Genomic DNA, 21,750 nt, shown 5'->3' with positions numbered 1-21,750 from the left:
TATAGTAAAAAAATGGAGGGCTTGCGAGAAATATTGTCATTTTAGGAGAACTTTGTTTCCTCGATGGTGCGGCTTAGCTGTAAAACGAGTTCTTCCCGAATCGATTGCAGCCCGTCGATATCGATTTGTGTACCGAGCACCGCAAGAAGTCCGGCAAAGTGCTCCTGCACTTCATTTGCCGCCCGGATTTTTTCGGCATGCACCCGATCCGTAAAGGCCGGAACATAGAACGCATGCAGTCTCTGCTGGCTGTTATCCACATACGCCTGGACCGGCACCTGGTAACGGTGTTCCAATTCCTCTCTCATTTTGTCCTGCCCCCCCTGCTCAAAGAAATGCCTTGGATTTTTGAACAGGCTGAGCGGCCCCTTAAGTTCGGAAGTGGAGCCTGCCGGAAAGGCGCTGCTGAACTCCGGCGTTTCATAGGCAGGCTGCTCCCATGGGCGCAGTTCGAATTGTTCGACCGCCATTCGCGCGTTCATTTTCTCAATGAGCTTATTCCCTGTACGCGCCATGAATTTTTCCACCCGCAGCGCGGTTGCACGCATTTCCTGGGCCAAATCAAACGCGAAGAAACGCGACAACTCATCGAGGCTGGCTGACAGCATCTTCTGTATGCTTCGCCCGTCATTCTGCAGTGTCGATGGATTGAACGAATGGCGGAAGCCTTCGCTGAAGCGGAGCATTACCCGCTGTCTCACGTAATAAACGAGTTCTTTAATTTCGTTCTCCAGCGTTTGAATTTCTACCTGTGCATCCAGCAGCCGGATCGCTTCGAGTGCGTTTTCTTGTTCGCGCTGCGCCTTTTTGAGCTGCCTGCTGCGTGTTTCCGAGTCCTGATGCGCGGCAGCAATAAGTTCTTTTAGCGTATCCAGTGTACGGGATACCTCAGCAAACGCGGAACGCATGGCCATTTGCGTGAGTTCATCCAGCGTAAAGGCAATAAATTGCTCCTCAAAATAGTGCAGGCCGGAGAAACGCAAGGCTCTCTCTGTATGCGGCAGCTTATCGCTCTCGGAAATTCCCAGGCGTTTGCGATAAATCTGTTCTGCTGAGGCGGATAAACGGCCTCGCTCCTCCATTCTTGCCAGAAGGGCCGTCTGGCTGGAAACAGGATAAATTCTCGGCTGCGCTATGCCGCATGTGGCAAGGTTTTGTTTCACATGGTCGATAACGCCGTCCAATTCTTCCTGGGAATGGGCCAAATCCGCCGCGTTCACGATAAAGAACATTTTGTCCATCGCAAACGTATCTTTTACACGGCCAAGCTGAATGAGAAACTCCCTGTCCGCATGAGAGAATGCATGATTATAGTACGTCACGAACAAGACCGCATCCGCATTCTTAATGTATTCAAACGCAACCCCCGTATGACGGGCATTGATCGAATCCGCTCCCGGTGTATCGACAAGAATAATTCCCTGCTGCGTTAGCGGACAGTCATAGTAAAGCTCAATCCACTCGACAAAGCACGCTTTTTCCTCCTGGGCCACGAACTCCTGGAATTCCTTCAATCCAACGATCAAATCCTGTCCAAGCTGCTCTTCAATAGCGGCATACCCTCTTTGCACCGCACGCAAAAAGCTGTAATGCGGCTTCGCAGCCGGGTGAATTTCTTTCGGGTCGATCTTTTGCGCCTCGCTAATGGCATCCTGCACCGTTTGCCCTGTTAATTCGAACACTTCAAGCGATTGGATGACATCGTCCGTAACATCCTTATGATTTTTTAATCGTACCCTTACGCTTCCATGCGGATTGTTATCATCCGGCGGAAGAATTTTATTAATCGCCGCCGTTGTCGGGTTCGGTGACACAGGCAGAATTAAATCTCCCATCAGAGAATTGGCAAATGAAGATTTTCCGGCACTGAACGCCCCGAATAAGGCAACGGTGAACCGGTTCTGCTCCAGCCTTTCCGCACGCGCATGCATCGCTGCGGACGCTCCTGCCAGGCCGGGAACTTCCTTGATCATGGCCGACCCGCTGCGCAGCAGTGAAGATGCCTTGAGAAGGTGGCCCCTGTAATCCTTGTTAATAGCAGAAGAATAAGAAGCGTTTACATCCCTGCGCCCTTCTTCCTGCCGCTCCATCACAATTCCTTTGCGAGCAGACGCGGTGCGGGACAGCACAGGAGCAGATTTCTCCAATCGTTCAACCGGTTCCTCCTCGTACCCGGGCAGGGATGCGGCTTCTTCTCCGGCTATCCCTTCGGTAAGCGTGAGCGTCAAACGCCGGAGTGCGCTTTGCTCCTGCTCCTGGAGGGAAGAGATTGCTTCATAGGCGGCTTTTTCTTTTTCCATTGCCGCAAGTTCCCGCTTAATCTCCTTCTCCTCATGGAGAGACTTCTCTCTGATGGCATGAACGGCTTCATCCACGATAGTAAGTGCGGCGCGCCGGTATAAGCTTTTTATTTTATCCGCTACGTCTTTAGCATAGTTTAGAATGTACTCCCCGTTTGTTACAGCACCAGGCTTAACCGTGTCTGTGAGCAGTTCAGGTGAAAAAGCGACCGTCATATCCATTACCCGCTGCTGGTAAGCAGTGTCATCATAACCGTACTTTTCCGGAAGTTTCCGCAGCAATTCCTTGCTATGCCATTCAAGGTGTGCGGAAGCTTTTTCGCATAAGTCTTCATATAGAGCCGCCAGGCGGTTGCTCTGTTCTTCTTTCGTCTTGCCGGATGAAAACAGAAATCCTACCTTAAATCCCGGCTGCCTGCTCTCAAGAAATAGGCGGGCCAGTTCGCGTGTTGCAAACGGCACAAGGGGAGCATTATCCAGGATGTTCTGCAATTCCTGCTTCGCTTCCTCTTCCATTAGGCGGGCGGGGGCCTGGATGGATGCAAGCCGTTCTGTCAGCGTGCGGTATACCTCAGGAACGTTTTCAATGCCTGACGCCTGTAAAATACGTTCGCATTCAGCCTGTTCTTCGGCCGTCTGTTCCCGCAGAAATTTCCGGTGCTCTTCTACTAAATACATAGCCGAATTCATCACGCTCGGGACAAGTAAGGATTCTTTCTGGCTAAACATGTCCCCCAGTTTCGCAAGCAGCTCCTGCCATTCATTCTCAGGATGGGCTGCATCTTTCAATGAAGTAAAGTAAATGCCATCCGGCTTAATATCCCAGTGGCTGAACGCTTCCTCGACACTGCGCCTGTACTGCTCGAAGCTCAATTCAAAATCTACATGCTTATCAATCTGGTTAATGACGAGATAAACAGGCTTTCCCCAGTCCTTTAGCGTTTTCGTAAACTGAAAATTAACTTCAGATTGTACGTGGTTGTAATCCATCACGTACAGTACCGCATCGGAAAGATGGAGCGAAGACTCCGTAGACACTTTATGGGCATCGTCTGTCGAATCAATGCCCGGTGTATCCATAATGCTTATCGGCATATTCAACAGGTTAGAAGGATGGTACACCTCAATCGTCTCAACTTCGTTTCCGTTTACCGCATACTTTTTCAGCTCGGTTAAATCATAATCCTCCCCGAAGTCAATGGCGCTCCCGTCCTTCATAATGATGCGGGCGCCTTTTTTCCCCGTTTTAATTTTGACGACATTCGCGCTTGTTGGGATTGGGCTGGAAGGCAGCACCTCACTTCCCATTAACGCATTAATCATGCTCGATTTTCCTGCCGAGAAATGGCCGCAGAATGCAACCGTGTATTCCTTTTTGCGCAGCTTATCAAGGAGCTGTTCCGCCCTCGCTTGATTTCTTGTATCACCGGCCTTTGCAAGTTGTCCGGCAAATACCTCAAGCCGGCGGTACATCACGCCGGCAGAAACAGGTACGGTTCTACTGTGCAAACCCTCCTGTGGTTCCATCGTTTCAATCATTCCACTCACCGCTGCTCTCTATTTGTGAATATTTTATGACACTAATTTATCATGCAGTGCGTAAAGGCGCAATACTTTCCCCTTTATTGCACTTGTTCCAGCTTTTCCTCCATTGCCTTCACGATTTTCTTTATGACTTTCACCCGTGCATACCATTTATAGTTCCCCTCGACAGGAATCCATGGAGCGTAGTCCGTGTTTGTTTTATCGAGCATTTCCTCGACAGCCTCCACATACTTGTCCCATTTCTCCCGGTTCCTCCAATCCTCATTCGTAATTTTCCAGTTCTTGAACGGATTGTTCTTGCGCTCCTCAAAGCGCGCCAACTGCTCGTCTTTACTAATATGGAGCCAGAACTTTAGAATAAGCGCTCCATCATCTGCCTGCAGTTTTTCAAACTGATTGATTTCATCATAGGCGCGTTTCCATTCTTCCCTGGCGGCGAACTTCTCCACCCTTTCAACAAGAACCCTGCCGTACCAGGAACGGTCAAAAATATTCATGTGACCCTTTGCGGGCAGCTGATTCCAAAAACGCCATAAATAATGGTATTGCCTCTCCACCTCGTTCGGTGCGCTAATGGCATGCACCTGAAAGCCGCGCGCGTCAATTTTCTCAGTCAGCCTTCTTATGGCACCGCCTTTTCCGGCTGCATCCCATCCTTCAAACACGATAATAACGGGAATCCCGAGCTGGTGAAAGCGCCGCTGCATGAAGAGAAGTTCTAATTGGTATTGTTTCAATTCTTCCTTGTATTCTTTTTTTGATTCATACTTTTTCGTCAAATCCAGGTCATGTAGCTTCATCGAGTCCTCTCCCTTCGCTTTCTATCCATTACCCAATATAAAAAAGCCCTTATCTTCGTCCAACCGAGATAAAGGCCTTCTAATTACTAAAAATCAAAGCTGTCTGATTGCTCGAAATCCCAATCGAGCGGTGCGCGCTTAATCGGAAACGAGAGAGAATCAAGGGCATAGAGCAGAAAAGGCCCCTTTCCATCATATTGCTTCTGCAGTGTCCACAGCGTTTCCCCCGTTATGCGTTCGTTGATAAATTGCACGATTTTCTCGTACGCTTCTTGCTCATGGTCTTTGAACCATTTCAACGTCGTCGGCCCCGATTGGGCCAACCCGTATTTATCCACATATTCACGCACATTTTCCGGCACATATGCATAGGCGTACTGCCGGGCTATAGGATACAACTTCGCTTTTTCTTCCTCAAACGATTTGTTTTCTGAAAGATAGCTGTATTTTCCACACTGATAGCATTTTACTTCATACTCATGATTCCCGGTAATTTCTTTTCCGCAGCGCGGGCATGTTAGTTGCTTCATTTCGCTCCCCTTTTCCTCATACCTCGGATCATAAAGAGGCCAGAATGAAATACAGTCCGGCCGCTCCTTACATCCATTTATCTCCCCATTGTTGAATGGACTGTATTACGCTTTCCATGTCCCGTCCTTTTTCCGTTAATTCATATTCTATTCGCACCGGAGTTTCCGGGTATACTTTCGCTCCATGATGCCTACTTCTTCGAACTCACGAATCCGTTCGGTTAGCATACGGTCACTCATTTCGGGGATTTGGGCTTTAATGTCTTTAAACCTTCTCGGGCCGCCAAGCAATACGCGAATAATCAAACCGGACCATTTCTTGCCTAATAGTTCGATAGCTGATTCGTATTTTGGGCACATCCTACTATAATCCAAGCCACACACCTCCTTTTTTATTGTAACACGAATATGCTGTGATACAAACATAAGATACTCTTATCTATATTTCCCATCAACGGATAATGTATCTTCATCACTTGTTGCCATAATACCATGCAGTGAAATATCAAGCCCAATCTTTTCTTCATCTTCCGACACGCGCAGAGGAGTGAATAGAGAAATCAGCCGCATGGATACATAGGTTGCACCATAGCCCCACATACAAATAACAAGAAGGCCAAGCGCCTGAACTCCAAGCAAATGCCAGCCCCCTCCGTACAAGAGGCCTTTATCCATGGAAAAGAACCCGACAGCAAGCGTCCCGATAATGCCGGATATTCCGTGAACCGGAAATGCACCAACCGGGTCGTCAATTTTTCGCACGTCCAGTACGTGGGTGGCAGCCATCATCGCCATTCCGCAAATCATCCCAATAAGAATCGCTGCATTATCATTTACAAATGCGCAGCCCGGGGTAATGCCTACCAGCCCGGCTAACGAGCCGTTAATCACATGCGGTGCATCTGCTTTCCCATAACGAAACAGCGTATACACAAGCGTAATCGCTCCTCCGGCTGCCGCAGCGAGCATAGTTGAAACGGCGATATGGCCAATTCTTATATCCGAGGCACTCAGCGTAGACCCGGCGTTAAATCCAAACCAGCCAAACCAGAGCAGGAACGCGCCCACAGAGGCGAGCGGAATATTGCCCGGAATAATAACGTGCCCGCCTATTCCACGGTATTTATCAAAACGAGGACCTATCATTTTAGCCGCAGCCAGGGCACTGAATCCTCCCATCGCGTGAATGGTGGCTCCCCCGGCAAAGTCAAGCATCCCCATATCTCCCAGCCAGCCTCCGCCCCATACCCAATGGCCGGAGAGCGGGTAAATGACGGAAGTCATGGCAATGACATAAAGCAAGTACGCGCGAAATTGAACCCGCTCGGCCACAGCTCCTGATACGATAGAAATAACCGCAATGACAAATGCCGCTTGAAAAATAAAAAAAGTGTCATGGCTGAACGGATACGTGAGGTGCTGTAAATCCCCTTGTATCATAAATCCGCTCGTTCCAATGAAAGAGAGCGCATCTTTTCCGTACATCAATGCAAAACCAACGAGATAAAAACAAAGCGTTCCAAACGTAATATCGGCGAATACCTTCATAATAATACTGACAGAGTTTTTTCTCCGGACAAACCCCGCTTCGAGCAGGGCAAATCCACCCTCCATTAATAAAACCATGGCTGCCGAAAGCACAATCCAGATCGTATCCATCCCGGCACTTAACGCATGTATCTCCTTCATCATTCCTCGCCCTCTTTCCAATACAGTTGGACCAGTTCATCTTTAAACCGGACACTGATTACTACCGAATCTGCATGTTCATCTATTTGCCGTATCGATCCTCGTAAAAGCGTAATTTCTGCATTTAGTTTTTCAATCTCTTCCATCGGCAGTTTTATATACACGGTTTGTTCAACCGCCAGGTGATGGTCAGGCGTTCTAGCACTCAACAATCTCCGAAACATTGACATCTTGTGGTAATCCGCTTGTTCCTGCGCCCTTTTCTTCTCGTATCTCTCCATTCTTGCCCGCAGTTCTTTAATCTTGCTGTTTCTGCTCTTTTCCATCTTCTCAAAACAAACGCGTAGTAAATCAGCCCGGCATTGTTCCAACAGCACTGTATTTGCAGCCTCAATCTCGACTCTCACGTTATATCACCTGACTTATAATGTTATATTTCCTAACATTATATCATGATTCCGCAAAGAAAAAAGACCGGAATTCTACTTTCCGATCTTTTCACCGTTTTATTTATTCTTTTCAACTACTTGCTGCTTATGCCATGAATAATCATCCGCTTGCTGTCTGAAGAATAGGGGGCAAGCGTATAGTCCCCATACACGCCTTTAACATTTACCTGGGCCTTCTCTAACATGGCGGAAATCTCTTCCTTGCTGTAGAGGCGAACCCGCTCCCAGAACTGGCGCTGCTGGCCGTTTTCCGAAATAAGAATTTCCTTTATAACGAAACCGCCCTCTATCTTTCTCCGCTCAACAATTTCCTTCCCTTCCATCTGACGGGTGGACAGGGGGACAAGGTTTTCTTCTGTATAAAGCAGGTTTAAAAAATCTAAAATAAGGTGCCCGCCCGGTTTTAGTGCCTGTCCCATCCGAAGTGCCACCTGTTCATTTTCCTCATCTTTGCTGAAATAGCCAAAGCTTGTGAACAGGTTAAACACAATATCGAATTCATTTTCAAACGGAATTTCCCTCATGTCGTAACAATAGTAGGTAATAGGGTATCCCTGGCTTTTTTCCCGTGCCTGTTCCAGGAGATACGTGGAAAGATCAAACCCCACTACTTCATACCCGTGATCTGCAAGCGAGCGGGAGTGCCTTCCGTCTCCACAGCAGAAATCAAGCACTCTTCCTTTTTGGGGCAGCGGAAGGGCTTTCAGTAAACTGGCAATTTCTTTTCGGGCCGCTTGTTCATCCCTGTGTTTATATAGCGTAGAATAATCTTCTTGAAACGACTTTACAAACCATTCTTCTTCCACCTTCCGATTCCCTCCGTTCGCTAAAGAAAACTTGGCTAGCACCAAGCCGTAGGCGCTGGTGATCGCCTTAGTTGCCCCTTATCTACCAAGTAAAAATCCAGGCGACTTCCAGCCTGGATTTTGCTACAAATTATATCATTATTGTATCATACTTCCTGCCCACAATAACACATTGACCGGGCTCATTCGTTACGGCCATTCATTAGTGCCGTACTTCGCGCATATTTTATACTACTATACAGTATGAAATAAGCGAGGCATATAATATGGACGACATCTTTACGATTTATGCACACCGTGGTTCCTCTGCTTTTTACCCGGAGAATACACTGCTGTCCTTTTCTAAAGCGGTACAGCAAGGCGCAAACGGCATTGAGCTTGACGTTCAGCTTACGAAAGACAACCATGTTGTTGTTTTTCACGATGTATCCTTACACCGAATTACGGGAAAAAAAGGGCAAATCGGTGATTATACACTGAAAGAATTGCGAAGAATGGATGTAGGACGTTGGAAAAATCAGCGCTTTGCCGGAATAAAAATACCAACACTGGAGCAAGTTTTCAACAAAGTCATGCAAAAAGACATCCTGCTCAATATTGAACTGAAAAACTTCTTTGCTATGAAGAACGGACTGGAAAACAGGGTGATTGAGCTCATCAAACAATACGAACTGGGGGAGAAAATCGTCATTTCAACCTTCAATCCACTAAGCCTCCAAATCCTGCAGGAAAGCCATTGCCCTTCGCCTGTTGCCCTGCTGTATTTCGGGCACCTGCGCTCCCCCTGGGAATATGCCAAGGAATACAATTGCACGTATGTACACCCGCCCCTGCAGGAAGTGGACGAAAAAATGCTGTCACTGTGCCGTGCCAACGATCTTAAAGTCATCCCCTATCACGTGAACACACAAAAAGATATAGCAAAAATGATCCGGCTTGGGACAGATGGAATTATTACATCCCAGCCGAAAACCGCACATAACCTGCTGTTCTCCACGCGTACAGGAAGAAAAAAAAGTTGACGTATTCAATGAAATGAAGCAATTTTATATTATAATCGGAGAAAAGGAACAGAATTCAGAAGTCGGGAGGAATAAGGGACGATTATGAAAAAAGGAACTGCAATTATACTGCTGGCTGTCCTTCTCGTTAGCTATACGGTTTATACGAATATGTTCAAACATCAGTCAGCAGGCAATATAAAGCAGGAAGAAAAAGCGGCGGTTGGATTTCTTGCTCCTGACTTTACGCTCACAGGAATGGACGGAAAAACATACCGTCTGTCTGATATAAAGAAACCGGTCATCATTAACTTCTGGGCTTCCTGGTGCGGCCCGTGCCGGATGGAGACCCCCCATCTGATTGCCCTTTATAAGAAATATGGCGGGCAGTTTGAAATTCTTGCCGTCAATGCTACCATTAATGATAAAGAGAACAATGCGCGGAAGTTTGTTGACTTCTTTCACCTTCCATTCCCGGCACTGTGGGACAGGCAGGGCGACATAACGGATAAGTATAACATCCAGGGCTTCCCTACGAATTATTTTGTGAATAAGGACAGAAAAATCGTTTATGTCGGCGAGGGAATGCTCCCTCCGGAAGAACTTGAAAAAACCATTCAAAAGATGCTTACACCGTAGTGTAATTTTGAAAACTAGCAAAATTGTCACACCTTCACCTATTACAGGCATAGGCGGGATACATGATCATATAGTATGATGGAAAATGGAGGTGATAGAAGGAATGGCAAACCCGAATATAAACTTGGACAAAGAACAAAATGACGTCATTGACTCGTCTGTTGGTTTTGGTGCTTCTTTCGGAATTCTCATGCTGATTTTCATCGCCTTTACCGTGATTGAATATTTTAAGCAATAATAACGGGCATAAAAAAACTCTCACAACAAATGAGAGTTTTTTATGGCACGAGAATAAATAATTAGAATCCGTAAATGGTCATGCCTCCATCAACGAAAAGCGACTGCCCCGTAACATAATCCGATGCTTCCGATGCAAGAAACACCGTTATATATTTAGAAATAAAAAAAAACGCTCTTCATCAAATGAAAAACGTTTCGTTTGTTATGTATATCCCCGCCTATGCCGTTCCACCTTAATGTTTCATAACCCGCTCTCGCAGGTGGGTGTTCGCAAAACCATCTCCACTGTCTCGGGATTCAGACCGAGCATAGTGTCCACAGTTTAATGTTGAACTCCCGATTAAATAGTAAGGTTCGAAACATATAAAATGGATCGCACATCGCAGGCATTTCGTTTACAGATATAATAGTACCGCAGAACGTTCAAAAATGCAATGCTCCAGGGATGGGAATGAAGTTCTAAATTCTTCCCTCTTACATATTGGAGCCTGTGATCTATTCCTATTGTTCTCACAAAAGCCGCCTTTTATACCTTACTGGCGGTTTGCTTCTCTTTCCCAAATCCGGTTTTTTGCAATGCTTTCCAGGTGGTCATCTAATCGGAATAATTTAACATTTCCGTACTTTCTTTCTAGTGCATTAGAAATGAGACAATCCGCAATTTGCGGATTTTTAGGTAAGAGGGGACCGTGCAGGTACGTTCCAACCAGGTTTTTATAGTGAATACCTTCCTTGCCATCTTCGCCGTTATTGCCCTGTCCTTTAACAACTTCCCCCAACGGCCTATAAGAGTGGTAGGTGCGGCCGCCGTGATTCTCAAAGCCAACAACTTTTCCGAATTTCCCGGAATTTAATAGAATATTGCCGGTTAACCTTCCTGGTTTTGAAATCGTGTAGAAATCAAATAGCTGCAGCCCGGGTAATTTGTTACCGTCAGGCAGCTGATAGTAGTCCCCCAGGAATTGATAGCCACCGCAAATGGCAAGGCAGGAAACGCCATCCTCGATGGCCGCTTTCAATTCGCTTTGAATTTTTGTAAGCTCATCTGTTACCAAACTTTGTTCCCTGTCACTTCCGCCGCCAATAATTAAAATATCCGCTTCCGCTACATTCGCATCCTCAATCGTATGAACCTCAACGACCTTTGAAGTGATCCCTCTCCACTCACAGCGTTTTTGCAGCGTAATAATGTTGCCCCGATCCGCGTACAGATTTAATTTTTTTGGAAAGAAATGATTTATGGTAAGCTGCATGGTTATGCTCCTTTGGACTTCTGTGCGATTTTAGACCCGAGTTTTTTTCGAATAGGATCTAATGCCGTATAGTTCGGAAGAAGAAATGTTTTCATCGGGTGTTCAATACAGTAATCAACTACTTCGTCATAAGAGTGAAGGATGATGATTTTATTTGCATCAACCCCCGCATATTTAATGCGGAGTGCAAGGTCATGGGCGCGAGTCCCCGCACATACAACTGTTTTGACATCCGGCCGGTTTAGCTGTTCAAAATCCGCATCCCAAATCCAGGAAATATCCGTTCCATCGTATTTTAAATCATTTAAAATAATCCCAATTTGTTTACCCTCTTCGTCCATTAAAAGCTGGGAAAGAGTAATGTTCATACCAGCTGGATTTTTCACAAGGTTTAAGACATAGGGCGTACCTTTATATTCGAAGGTCTGCATTCTCCCGTTAGATGCTTCATAAGAAAGGAATCCCTTTTCAATGTCAGCATTTTCAATTCCAAGCTCCTTTGCACAGGCAATGGCAGCAAGAGCATTGTATACATTGTGAATCCCGTCAATTGGAAGGTGATATGTGAAATCATTCACCGTAAAAGAGGTGGCATGTCCAAGCGAAAGGGTATCGACTTCATACATTGGGGTAGGGCGTTCAAATCCGCAGCTGCATGAATAATGGCCTAATTGTCCATAATGGATGGCTTCATACTGCAATTCGTTCCCGCAGTCCGGGCAAAATTTAGATTCACTGACATTATATTGTTGGAACCCTTCCACCTTTTTGTTCATCCCAAAAAAGACGGTGTTCTTTTGTAGTTTGTTCAACCGCATAACCAGCGGGTCGTCCCCATTTAAAACGAGCTTTGTTTCCATGGGCATAAGCGCTTCACTCACTGTATTTATTAACGTATCAATTTCCCCAAAACGATCAAGTTGATCCCGGAAAAAATTCGTACATACGACCATTTCAGGTTGAACTTGTTTCACGACTTGAGACAGGGCAGCTTCATCCACTTCAATCACGGTGTACTTATAAGGAACTGTTCCGGATATTCTGGCATGCTTTACAAAGGAAGCGGTAATCCCCGTTATAAGGTTCGCACCTTCTTCATTATTGAATACCAGCTTTCCTGCTGCCCTTAAAATACTTGCCAGCAGGTTAGATGTCGTCGTTTTTCCATTGGTGCCTGTTATAAGAATAAGATGTTCAACTTGATTCGCCAGTGTTTTTAATAAATCAGGGGCAATTTTACGCGCTACAACACCCGGTATATTCGTACCGTCATACCCGATGGTTCGGCTTACTTTCTCCGCGAATTTACCTGATAAAATAGCTACATTTGATTTCATGGTATTTCCTCCTGGTTCATACTACAGATGGGAGTAAATCAGTTAGAGAAGATATTTTATATTCGGATATATGAATGACCTATACGTATAGTATGTCCAGATATATAACCTGCAGGCTTGCTAACCAGGATAGGGAACAATAATTTAATGTTAAACAAGAAATGTTAATAAAATGTTTCCTTTACATTAGAAGTTAATGAGAGAAGATAAGGGCTGCCGGTAAAAATAATCTTGATTTATTTAAGCAACAAGGTTTTAGATAGCAAAATTACTACTGCTTGTATAACAGGTAGAAACTTTAAGTATCCTAAAGTTAAAATTGGATAATTGTTTTGTGAAAATTTAAAGTACAAACGATTAACACAGCATGTACTAAATGAGGGGATAAATATTAGACAAGAAGGGATTAAAAATGGCGCAACAAATTAATAAGACCCCATTAGAAATGGGTAATACTATAAAATGAAAGGAAAGATATTTCTTCAAAATACTTGGTTCATTGCATTAGGCAGCATAGGTGGCTACCTCCTTTCTTTAACTGGTATGTCGATCGGTTGGATGGTTGGAACACTGATTATGACTGGGTTACTTTCATTTTGGCGACCAAAGTGGGCTGGGTTGAGCTCACATCATATGACAATCGAACCTTATTGGAGGCACATTGGCCAATGGATTTTAGGCATAACATTAGGTCGACAAATGACTTTATCGGTACTGCAAACATTTGGAAATAACTGGATGATCATTATTGTAATGCTGCTTTTATCCATTGTTTTTTCTTTGCTTTCCGGTCTTTTTCTATGGCGTTATAGTGAATCAGATTTGTTGACTAGCCTATTCGGTACCGCTCCCGGTGGTGTATCGGCGATGCCAAGTATTGCTGAGGAGATAGGGGCCAATATAGTTGTAGTAAGCATTGTTCAAATGATTCGTCTTTTTTTGGTCGTTGGTATCATACCTCTTATGGCATCCTACTGGGGTAGAGAGACATCTGTTTTTAGTATGGCGCTAGAAACTGGGACTAGTTTAGGGGCGTTACTATGGACCTTTGTACTGGCATTTGCGGCTTGGGGAGGATATTATCTGGGTAAACGGCTCAAGCTTCCTGCACCCTGGTTGGTTGGAGGCATGATGGGTGTTGCAGGGATGGAAATGCTCGGTTCATTTTTAAGTGGGGAAAAACTCGTCCCATGGTGGCCTCATTGGCTCATTACTTTGGCCCAGATTTTTATTGGAGCTAGTATCGGATCTAAGTTAAACAAGGAAATGTTTGAAGGAGCTAAACGAATCGTCTTTGTTGGCCTACTTAGTTCCGGGGGTCTCATGGTAGTTATGCTATTGTGTTCGATTGGCGTATCTCAGGTAACCGGCATTCCTTTAGTTACCGCCATCTTGTCATTTGCTCCAGGAGGTGTCGCTGAGATGGCCACAGCCTCATTGTCACTCCATGCGAATGCTGCGTTTGTTGTGGCTGTTCAATCACTGCGACTGCTTACAATTTTTATTCTTCTCCCCCCTCTATTTCGCCTGTTAAGGGGGTCGCTAACAAAACGTGAATTTCGTACGCCAAAAGGGTTTTTAAAAAAGAAAGGGCGATTTCCTTAAAGTACATTTTCAATTTGGTATACCTCGTTCCCGAAGTAATCGTGCTAACGCCGTGCCGTAATGTGTTCTTATAATACCCGCGCGTTCCTAAGACAGGCCGGTGATTCGTAGGAAAGATAAGTCCGGTCCCCTGCTCGTCCAGCGTCTGTTGCAGCACATTCCAATTTAAGGCAGCCATTCGTTCTGCAAGGCGATTAGGCACGTAGTGTACTCCTTTCAACCCATGAATTTTCCCGTTCCAAATGCAGGAGTTGTGTCTTCATGTCCAAACCGCCCCGGTAGCCGGTGAGCGAGCCATTTTTACCGATGACCCGGTGGCACGGTACGGTAATTAAAACCGGATTCGCGCCAATCGCAGCTCCAACCGCACGTACGGCAGCCGGTTTTTGAATATAATTCGCAATATCCGAATAGGACTGGGTTTGTCCGTAAGGAATCTCGCAGAGCGCATTCCACACGGCAATCTGAAACGCTGTGCCGTGGAAATCAAACGGTACGGTAAAAGATCTGCGCTTTCCCTGGAGATACTCGATTAATTCTGCCGCATACGGCTGTAATTTTTTATCATCTTGAACCAATACGCTGCCGGGAAAGCGGCTCTTGGCCCAATCAGATAATTCTTCAAATGACTTATTCTGAGAGCTACGTAACAAAGCCCTTTTGACGTCGCGGCCATGTATAGGCTCCATTCTTGATGAACCAGCAGTGTCCAGTAAATCGTCAGGTTAGTTTTTGCTTCCACTGTGTAACACCTCCATAGTATGTTTAGCGCGATTTAATTGGCGATAGGCTGCAGGCGTACGCCCGGTTTTCTTCTTGAACACCGTTATAAAATAAGGTGTATTAGACATACCGACAGCCAAAGCAATACTTGCAACTGCTTTATCCGAATTGATTAGGTACTCTATAGCTCTGGCTATTCTCGTCTGCTGGATATATTCGATCGGCGTTACTCCCTTGATCCGCTTGAATGTACGGTGCAAATGATAAGGGCTGCCATGACACATATCGGCCAGGGTTTCCAGCGTCAGCGTTTCACTGTAATTCGTGTCGATGTATCGGGTGATTTGAGCCACCCACTCATTATCAGGCAAACGCTCGCCGGTCGGTTTGCATCGTTTGCATGGACGAAAATTTGCTGACAGCGCTTGTTGTGCGTTTTGAAACAGGCGCACATTTTCCTTTTTTGGCGTTCTGGACTTACAAGACGGCCTGCAAAAAATACCCGTGGTCTTTACGGCGTAAATAAACGCAGCATCGTAAGAAGCATCATTATGTAGAATCGCTTGCCACTTCTCTTCTGTTATGCGTTCCTCATCGGTGTCTGCTACATGTACGTCACAATGTACCCTGGACGTATCCTCGTGTCCTCGCCCTTTTATATCGCCCTGCATTTGCCTCACCTCCACCAACAGTATACCTCCGATCATGGCCTTATGTACGCATCTGCGAATGTAATAGCAAGATATCGAAATTGCCCGTGTTTTTTTGCAAAGATTCCTTTACTAGAACGTTGCTTAAGCAAGCGCTGCTTTCTTCTCCTAACAAAAAAGACCGAAAACCCTTTAAATACAAGGATTATACGGTCTTATTTTTCATTATGCAAATGTCAAAGTCAGAACGGCAAATCATCATCCGAAATATCAATTGGCCCGCTGCCGGACGCAAAAGGATTGCTGTTCCCGTCCCACGGATTTGAGCGGGCTCCCGCCGTTTCTCCTGCGGAGCTTTTTTCCGCGGACTGGCCCTGGCCGGCGCCGCCTAGAAATTGAACATTGTCCGCGATTACCTCGGTAACATACACCTTCTGCCCTTCTTTGTTTTCATAGTTTCTGACCTGGATGCGCCCCTCTACCGCGGCCTGCTGGCCTTTCTTCAAGTAGTTTGCGCATAATTCGGCCAGCTTGCTCCAGGCTACTATCGGGATAAAATCAGTTTCCCTCTCTCCCTGCTGGTTCGTTACCCTCCGGTCGATTGCCAGCGTAAATGTTGCAACCGCCGTCCCGCTTTGTGTATAACGAAGCTCCGGATCCTTAGTTAAACGTCCTAATAAAACCGCCCTATTCAGCATTCATACCGCCTCTTTTCCGTTCTTCCGATATTATTTGATATCATTAGGCTGTTTTTTCTTCCGCATTTGCCAGCCGTGATTTTTTAAGCTGCTTAAAGTAATACTGGATCGCCGGGAAATGCTCAGCCGGGAGCATGTGAACTCCATCGAACTTACTGCCGAGACTCTCCACTTCTTTCACAACATCGATCCTTTTCTTATGGAGATACGCTGCGATAACTTGTACGATATCTTCTTCCTGTGCTTCCTTGTTAAAGTCGTGAATAAGCCCCCGCAGGAACCCTGCCTGCTTCTCATTAATAAAGGAAGGCTTCTCTTCCTGTTCCCCTGCTTCAACGGCATTCTCAGGCTGCTTCTGCACTTTCTCCTGGGACGGAGCATCTGCTTCGCGTTCCCCTGCCTGCTTGTTCTTGAAGTAGTAAACATCCGAATAGAAAATGCCGTCCGTCCAGCCCATCTTTTCATAATACGGTTTAAACGCATCAGGAAGGACCGGAATTCCATAGCGGTAATTGTATTCAGACAGGCCAAACTTCTCTAGGGTCTGCATATAAAACTTGCTCTGTACTCTGCCCTCTTGATCACGGTTCGGCTTAATGGAAATCACTTCGCCACGATAAATGTGAGCCGCGATGCCGAGCCAGGAACTACATTTCTTCATTCCGTCGGAAACGGCTGATTTAATTGCTTGTTCCACGGTATCTCCGCTTGGCTTTACCTCAGTACGCAGCTTGTTGACCATGTTTACTCCATACTGGCGAATCGAATGCTCCACGCCATTAATGACTGCATGCATTCGAACCCAGACTCCGACAGACCACCTGTCCGTATTGACCTGTGCCTCTTCGGCATCATAACGATATTGATCGAAGAGCAAAGCGTTCCGGTCCGCAATGCACTGCTGTGATATATAAATGCTTCCATCGTAATTCACCTTATAGTGCCGGTAAGGGAACGGAGCGTCAGCAAGGCGCAGCCAGTTTTCCTTCTCCTGCAAACGTTTCGTAAGATTTTCCGGAAGTTCCACTCCCAATGATAAAGCCATCTTCTCTATATTCATATACGCCTTCTCCTCTCTTGTGTGCCCACCCAAAGACGATTGGAGATCTTCATGTTCGATAAGTAAGAACCTTTCAATCTGTTTTTTACGAACTTATGTTCTTATTATACGATAAAGAATAGGTCTTGACAAGCTTATTGCCTACATTTACTACAAAAAAACCGCACAAATGTGCGGTGGTGATTAAGACTTCTTTAAGATTTGCAGGTTATCCTGTGCCAGTGCATAGTAAATCCCGTGCTGCAGCGTAGAAAAGCAAATGATTTCGTTAATACTGAAATTCGAATTGACGATTTCAACGCTCAGTTCAGGCGAAATACCGACCAGAATGCAGGTTGCCCCAACTAGCGCCGTTGATTGGACCAGTTTGTGTAGAAGAGCAATCGTGTACTCGTCCACCCCTTTCAATCCCGTCAAATCGAGAATTAAATATTTCGCCTGATGCTCAGTTACGCCGAACAGCGCCTTTTCCATTAACTCTTCCGCCCGTTTTGCATCGTATTTCGCAATGAGCGGAATAACGAGCACATTATCAAGCACCGGGATGACAGGAACCGACAAATCTTGAATAAGGGTATTTAACTCTTTAGTCCGCTCCGCCACCTTCTCCTCTAAGCTCTTAATCTGGTGTTGTTCAGTTTGACGAATCAAGTCATGAATATTGCTCGCCGGAGTTACAATGGAAGCAAAAATCTCAAACTCATCATATTCATCTCCCAGCAGTTGGCTCTTTATCGTTCGATACCACATGTTCTCCTTAAACAACCCGGTGAAAATTCCAGCTAAATGCCCCGCAAGAAAAGAACCGGGAAGCTGCTTCTCCTGTACCCGGTTTACCCGGTATTCCCAGCTGTTCTCCATCCGAACGACAGCCTTCCTGTTAGCCTGATCGAAAGAATCTATCGTCATTTTTCCCCAGCCGGCAGCCGTATACGTTCCCGGTAATGAAGCAATAACTTCTCCTATATCCGTAAATGTCTGGTAATAACCAGCCACAATTTCTCCCATTCTATACCCCGCGGTTTCCAGCACAACGGTTGCAGACTCCTGTCCCGATACTTCTTCAATCGTATCAAGCAATGTCTTAAAAGCAGATTCAATCCAGAACAGGACGACGTCCGCTCCGTCGAATCGAAAGATGCCCCGTTCCGTATCCCATGTAAAAGACGTGTTGTTAATTTTAGCTTGTATTGTTTGCTCTTTTTCCATAAATTGTCCGATTCCTTTCTGCTATCTATTCACAGGTTCTATGATGTTCATCACAACCTTATGTTTTACCCGCAATAGACAAAACTGAAACAAAGGAACTGCCGGATTTAGCTATCGCTCCTCACTCCAACAAAAATACAGGCGATTCCTGCGAAGATCCACGCTATCTTTGCCACGCTGATCCGATCCGCCATACCGACAAGTCCAATGGTTGTCGTAAGGAGCAGAACCGTCGGACCCATGAGAGCCAGACCTGAATTAATGAGCAGCGCCTTTTCCACCTGGTTAAACTTGATGAACAATAGTGCAGCTATAATTTCAATCGAGCCAGATATCAATCGTAAAGAAGCCATTCCTATAATCGCCTTTTCTAACATTCTCTTCCCTCCTCTATTCAAAAGGTATGCATGTACTATGGCAAATAGTCTAGGGGCGGGGAACTTCTTTACCCGATTCCGCATACACTACATTCATAAGCCCATTCAAACGGAGGGAAGGTTATGCGAATCGAAGTTGTGCAAACCGTCGAGGAAGTTCGTCAGGAGCAAATTGTCGGGCGCACGGTAGTTGTTATTGACGTTCTTAGGGCATCCAGCACGATCGTAGCCGCCTTACACTACGGTTTCGCATCCGTTTTTCCCGTTGAAACATTAAAGCAGGCATATGATTTGCGGTCTGAAAACACAATATTTTCGGGGGAACGCAATTGCAAGAAAATTCCTGACTTTGATTATAACAACTCGCCAACCGCCTTACGCCAATCTGACCATACAGGCAAGAGCCTCGTTCTGACGACAACGAATGGTACGAGGGCAATCCAGAAGGCGGCCAGAGCGGAAAATGTATTCATAGGCTGCCTTCTGAATGCGACCGCGTGTATAAAGGAAGCGATAGCGAGACATCACGACATTACCCTTTACTGTGCGGGAACACGGCAGGAGTTTGCCCTTGAGGACGGCCTGGCTGCCGGGAAGATGGTTCAAGTCGCGAGGCAGCTCGTTCCCTCTATACAACTATGCGACTTAAGCCAGGCTATGGAAGCGTGCTATTGCCAGTTCGCACACAATTTGCCCGCAAAGCTCCAGCAAACAACGACCGGCAAACGCCTTGTTCAGCATCAATATACAGAAGATATTGTGTACTGCAGCCAGGTCGATTTGCTCAAAATTGTCCCTGTTGTTCGAGAAAGAAGAATACTTCCCCTTCCTGTCTCATAATAGTGAAGAGAATAAAAGGACAGGGGTTCGATAGACATGCATATGTTTTCAGGAGAAGTTGCGCTTGTTATTCTCATTATCACAGGCCTTATTGGACGCTCACCGATTATCGCCACAGCAGCTAGCATGCTGCTCGTCCTGAAGCTTACCTCTTTAGAGCGCTTTTTTCCCGCTGTCGAGCGGCGCGGCATGGAGCTTGGCCTGCTTTTTCTAACGATATCAGTATTGGTTCCCTTTGCCAGCGAAAAAATCTCTTCCAAAGACATTGTTCCGCTGTTCACAACACTGGGCGGAGCGGTAGCCTTGACCGGAGGAGCCCTTGCTACGTATATGAACGGAAAAGGGCTGGAGATGCTGCGGGCTGAACCCCACTTAATTGTTGGATTGGTCGTAGGATCGATAATCGGGATTGTTTTTCTTCGCGGGATTCCGGTAGGGCCTCTTATGGCAGCAGCGATTACCGCTCTGTTGATGAAACTTATCTATTCATTTTCAAACTTTCTCTAATGGAATTCATACGAAAGAGCAACCAGCAACCGGCTGCTCTATTTTGTGGTGCCTCATGTCGGCGCTTTTTCTCTTTTTCTGAACAAAGTCTCTGTAATTTGACCTTGATCCCTTGCTTTGCCCTTCTGTTCGGTATTCCCTTTTCCCTTTACCCCCGGCTTTATGAAGAAATAAGCCAGAACTAACGTCACTAAACTTAATCCCGTTACACTAAAGAATAATACCTGGTGTGAAATCTTCATAAGCCAGCCAAAAATCGGCGGGCCAAAAGCAACACCAAGAAACCGGACGCTTCCGTACAACGATGTAATCATTCCTCTTTCTGATTTGTCTACCGCTGCTGTAATAAGGGTATTCAAACAAGGGAGGGCAAGCCCCGTTCCAACGCTTCCCAACGTTAGAAGCCCAATCATAACGTAAAGCTGCTCAAAGAAAGCGACAGCAGCCATGGAACCCGTTAATAACACGAGGCCAATGAGCATGAGCTTTCGGATTAGCGGTTTGTTTTGTTTGATTTGCGCACCTGTGATGTAGGCTGTGATGACCATGCCTGACAAAGGAATGGCCAGTATCGTGCCTTTTAATATCCCATCGATTTGATGGGTTTCCTCTAATACATCTGATAAGTAAAACAAAACCCCAAAAAGAATAAACAGGCCGGTGGCCCCGACAAAAAAAGCAGGGATTAGCCACTTGCCCTGGCTTGCAAAAACTTGCTTTAGTGCTTGTAAGTACGGTCCAAGCGGCTTTCCTTTCGGTTTTTTCTTCTCCGGCACTCCGAACCAAACATATACAGCCACCGCAAAACAAATAACCGGGAAAACAAAAAATGCGGCATACCAGGCGATAATGGCAACCAGGGCGCCAATAATCGGCGATAAAATTTTCCCCAGTCCGTTCGTTGATTCCAAAGCGCCGAGCGCCTTGCTTTCCTGTCCCCCTGAATATAAATCACCGACCAGCGCCATGGCAATGTACGCCGTTCCTGCCGCTCCGATTCCCTGGATAACCCTCCCGACAATAATCATCGTGTAAGAATTTTCCATAAGCCAGGCGGCCAATCCGGAGACAATCGATCCAAGTCCATATACAATGAGCGAGGGAACAATAATCATTTTTCGCCCGTAGCGGTCAGACAAATAACCGACCAGGGGAATAATAACACCAGCAGCAAAGGAGAACACCGTAATAATCAGACTTGACTGAAACTGGGATATACCCAGTTGAGATTCCATTGTGGGAAGAACAGGTACCAGCATTGAATTCCCCAGCACCATCACCAAAGGAATTAAAGCGATGGCGATCATGACTGAGACCCCTTTTTTTGTTGCCTCCATTTTCCTTCCTCCAATTACGTTGTACTTTACATAGTGTTCACTTCCTTTAGGATAACAAAATAATTCCCTTTTATTCTGTTCCTTCCCGCTCTTTTGCGGTGAATAAAAAATAGCCTTCCGCCATTGGGAAGGCTATCACCTCGTATTTATGCCCC

20 protein-coding genes, 1 other RNA gene and 4 pseudogenes are annotated in these 21,750 nt (G+C 45.9%); 6 read left to right on the top strand and 19 right to left on the bottom strand.

The features are described 5' to 3' along the window. Window positions 1-41 precede the first annotated feature (41 nt). The 7 genes and pseudogenes from MBEAL2_RS09870 to MBEAL2_RS09840 form a co-directional block, all read right to left on the bottom strand. The gene (locus MBEAL2_RS09870) at window positions 42-3,839 is read right to left on the bottom strand and encodes a dynamin family protein (protein WP_052947634.1); all 3,798 of its coding nucleotides are present in this window, start codon (window positions 3,837-3,839) and stop codon (window positions 42-44) included. Window positions 3,840-3,922: 83 nt separating this feature from the next. Beyond that, window positions 3,923-4,645, bottom strand: coding sequence for a polyphosphate kinase 2 family protein (locus tag MBEAL2_RS09865; RefSeq protein WP_047152124.1), 723 nt, complete (start codon window positions 4,643-4,645; stop codon window positions 3,923-3,925). Window positions 4,646-4,731: 86 nt separating this feature from the next. After that, window positions 4,732-5,175, bottom strand: coding sequence for a TFIIB-type zinc ribbon-containing protein (locus MBEAL2_RS09860; protein WP_047152123.1), 444 nt, complete (start codon window positions 5,173-5,175; stop codon window positions 4,732-4,734). 67 nt (window positions 5,176-5,242) lie between these two features. Next, a pseudogene (locus tag MBEAL2_RS09855) lies at window positions 5,243-5,550 on the bottom strand (winged helix-turn-helix transcriptional regulator). 60 nt (window positions 5,551-5,610) lie between these two features. Next, window positions 5,611-6,867 (bottom strand): ammonium transporter, encoded by a 1,257-nt coding sequence (locus tag MBEAL2_RS09850; protein WP_082129873.1) that lies wholly within the window; start codon window positions 6,865-6,867, stop codon window positions 5,611-5,613. Next, window positions 6,864-7,271 carry a hypothetical protein gene (locus MBEAL2_RS09845; protein WP_052947633.1) on the bottom strand — a complete coding sequence of 136 codons (408 nt, stop codon included), beginning with the start codon at window positions 7,269-7,271 and terminating at the stop codon, window positions 6,864-6,866. The genes MBEAL2_RS09850 and MBEAL2_RS09845 overlap by 4 nt, the downstream gene beginning before the upstream one ends. Window positions 7,272-7,387: 116 nt before the next feature. After that, window positions 7,388-8,119: a class I SAM-dependent methyltransferase gene (locus MBEAL2_RS09840; RefSeq protein ID WP_047152122.1), complete on the bottom strand. Its 732-nt coding sequence runs from the start codon at window positions 8,117-8,119 to the stop codon at window positions 7,388-7,390. A gap of 266 nt (window positions 8,120-8,385) precedes the next feature. On the opposite strand from MBEAL2_RS09840, the gene MBEAL2_RS09835 reads away from it, so the two are divergent. From MBEAL2_RS09835 to MBEAL2_RS30130, 3 genes are all read left to right on the top strand, one after another. Beyond that, on the top strand, window positions 8,386-9,141 hold the full coding sequence (locus MBEAL2_RS09835; RefSeq protein ID WP_047152121.1) for a glycerophosphodiester phosphodiesterase: 756 nt from the start codon (window positions 8,386-8,388) through the stop codon (window positions 9,139-9,141). A gap of 84 nt (window positions 9,142-9,225) precedes the next feature. Further along, window positions 9,226-9,759, top strand: a complete 534-nt coding sequence (locus MBEAL2_RS09830; protein ID WP_047152120.1) for a TlpA family protein disulfide reductase — start codon at window positions 9,226-9,228, stop codon at window positions 9,757-9,759. 103 nt (window positions 9,760-9,862) lie between these two features. Further along, complete coding sequence (locus MBEAL2_RS30130; RefSeq protein ID WP_152667747.1) at window positions 9,863-9,997, top strand: YqzM family protein; 135 nt, start codon at window positions 9,863-9,865, stop codon at window positions 9,995-9,997. Window positions 9,998-10,058: 61 nt separating this feature from the next. Here the strand turns inward: MBEAL2_RS30130 and MBEAL2_RS31050 are convergent. From MBEAL2_RS31050 to MBEAL2_RS09820, 4 genes and pseudogenes are all read right to left on the bottom strand, one after another. Then, window positions 10,059-10,142: pseudogene (locus tag MBEAL2_RS31050) on the bottom strand (SDR family oxidoreductase); the annotation flags it as partial. A gap of 64 nt (window positions 10,143-10,206) precedes the next feature. Continuing rightward, a non-coding RNA gene (gene ssrS / locus MBEAL2_RS30125) (6S RNA) lies at window positions 10,207-10,391 on the bottom strand. A gap of 141 nt (window positions 10,392-10,532) precedes the next feature. After that, complete coding sequence (locus MBEAL2_RS09825; RefSeq protein WP_047152119.1) at window positions 10,533-11,252, bottom strand: type 1 glutamine amidotransferase; 720 nt, start codon at window positions 11,250-11,252, stop codon at window positions 10,533-10,535. Window positions 11,253-11,254: 2 nt separating this feature from the next. Then, window positions 11,255-12,589: a Mur ligase family protein gene (locus MBEAL2_RS09820; RefSeq protein WP_047152118.1), complete on the bottom strand. Its 1,335-nt coding sequence runs from the start codon at window positions 12,587-12,589 to the stop codon at window positions 11,255-11,257. 462 nt (window positions 12,590-13,051) lie between these two features. On the opposite strand from MBEAL2_RS09820, the gene MBEAL2_RS09815 reads away from it, so the two are divergent. After that, complete coding sequence (locus tag MBEAL2_RS09815) at window positions 13,052-14,194, top strand: AbrB family transcriptional regulator (protein WP_082129871.1); 1,143 nt, start codon at window positions 13,052-13,054, stop codon at window positions 14,192-14,194. Here the strand turns inward: MBEAL2_RS09815 and MBEAL2_RS34340 are convergent. From MBEAL2_RS34340 to MBEAL2_RS09785, 7 genes and pseudogenes are all read right to left on the bottom strand, one after another. Further along, window positions 14,091-14,330 (bottom strand): annotated as a pseudogene (locus tag MBEAL2_RS34340) (2OG-Fe(II) oxygenase); the annotation flags it as partial. The gene MBEAL2_RS09815 and the pseudogene MBEAL2_RS34340 overlap by 104 nt on opposite strands. A 58-nt stretch (window positions 14,331-14,388) precedes the next feature. After that, window positions 14,389-14,936, bottom strand: a pseudogene (locus MBEAL2_RS09810) (methylated-DNA--[protein]-cysteine S-methyltransferase). Then, the gene (locus MBEAL2_RS09805) at window positions 14,920-15,588 is read right to left on the bottom strand and encodes a bifunctional transcriptional activator/DNA repair enzyme AdaA (RefSeq protein WP_082129870.1); all 669 of its coding nucleotides are present in this window, start codon (window positions 15,586-15,588) and stop codon (window positions 14,920-14,922) included. Before MBEAL2_RS09805 ends, MBEAL2_RS09810 begins: the two are co-directional and overlap by 17 nt. 221 nt (window positions 15,589-15,809) lie before the next feature. Next, on the bottom strand, window positions 15,810-16,265 hold the full coding sequence (locus MBEAL2_RS09800) for a single-stranded DNA-binding protein (RefSeq protein ID WP_047152117.1): 456 nt from the start codon (window positions 16,263-16,265) through the stop codon (window positions 15,810-15,812). Between the two features lie 43 nt (window positions 16,266-16,308). After that, window positions 16,309-17,325, bottom strand: coding sequence for a hypothetical protein (locus MBEAL2_RS09795; RefSeq protein ID WP_047152116.1), 1,017 nt, complete (start codon window positions 17,323-17,325; stop codon window positions 16,309-16,311). A 183-nt stretch (window positions 17,326-17,508) separates the two neighbouring features. Then, entirely contained in the window at window positions 17,509-18,534 is a 1,026-nt protein-coding gene (locus MBEAL2_RS09790) for an STAS domain-containing protein (RefSeq protein WP_047152115.1), read from the bottom strand. 107 nt (window positions 18,535-18,641) lie between these two features. Continuing rightward, the gene (locus MBEAL2_RS09785; protein WP_047152114.1) at window positions 18,642-18,911 is read right to left on the bottom strand and encodes a YqhV family protein; all 270 of its coding nucleotides are present in this window, start codon (window positions 18,909-18,911) and stop codon (window positions 18,642-18,644) included. 123 nt (window positions 18,912-19,034) lie between these two features. On the opposite strand from MBEAL2_RS09785, the gene MBEAL2_RS09780 reads away from it, so the two are divergent. After that, complete coding sequence (locus MBEAL2_RS09780) at window positions 19,035-19,751, top strand: 2-phosphosulfolactate phosphatase (RefSeq protein WP_047152113.1); 717 nt, start codon at window positions 19,035-19,037, stop codon at window positions 19,749-19,751. Window positions 19,752-19,793: 42 nt separating this feature from the next. After that, window positions 19,794-20,258, top strand: coding sequence for a DUF441 domain-containing protein (locus tag MBEAL2_RS09775; RefSeq protein ID WP_082129884.1), 465 nt, complete (start codon window positions 19,794-19,796; stop codon window positions 20,256-20,258). Window positions 20,259-20,311: 53 nt separating this feature from the next. Here MBEAL2_RS09775 and MBEAL2_RS09770 read toward each other — a convergent pair whose 3' ends face one another. Beyond that, window positions 20,312-21,595 (bottom strand): MFS transporter, encoded by a 1,284-nt coding sequence (locus tag MBEAL2_RS09770; RefSeq protein WP_082129869.1) that lies wholly within the window; start codon window positions 21,593-21,595, stop codon window positions 20,312-20,314. Window positions 21,596-21,750 lie beyond the last annotated feature (155 nt).

The organism is Aneurinibacillus tyrosinisolvens, from assembly GCF_001015055.1.
Taxonomy (GTDB): domain Bacteria; phylum Bacillota; class Bacilli; order Aneurinibacillales; family Aneurinibacillaceae; genus Aneurinibacillus_A; species Aneurinibacillus_A tyrosinisolvens.
Note: the sequence above shows the minus strand (reverse complement) of the source record. Positions and strands in the feature narration are given on the sequence as shown.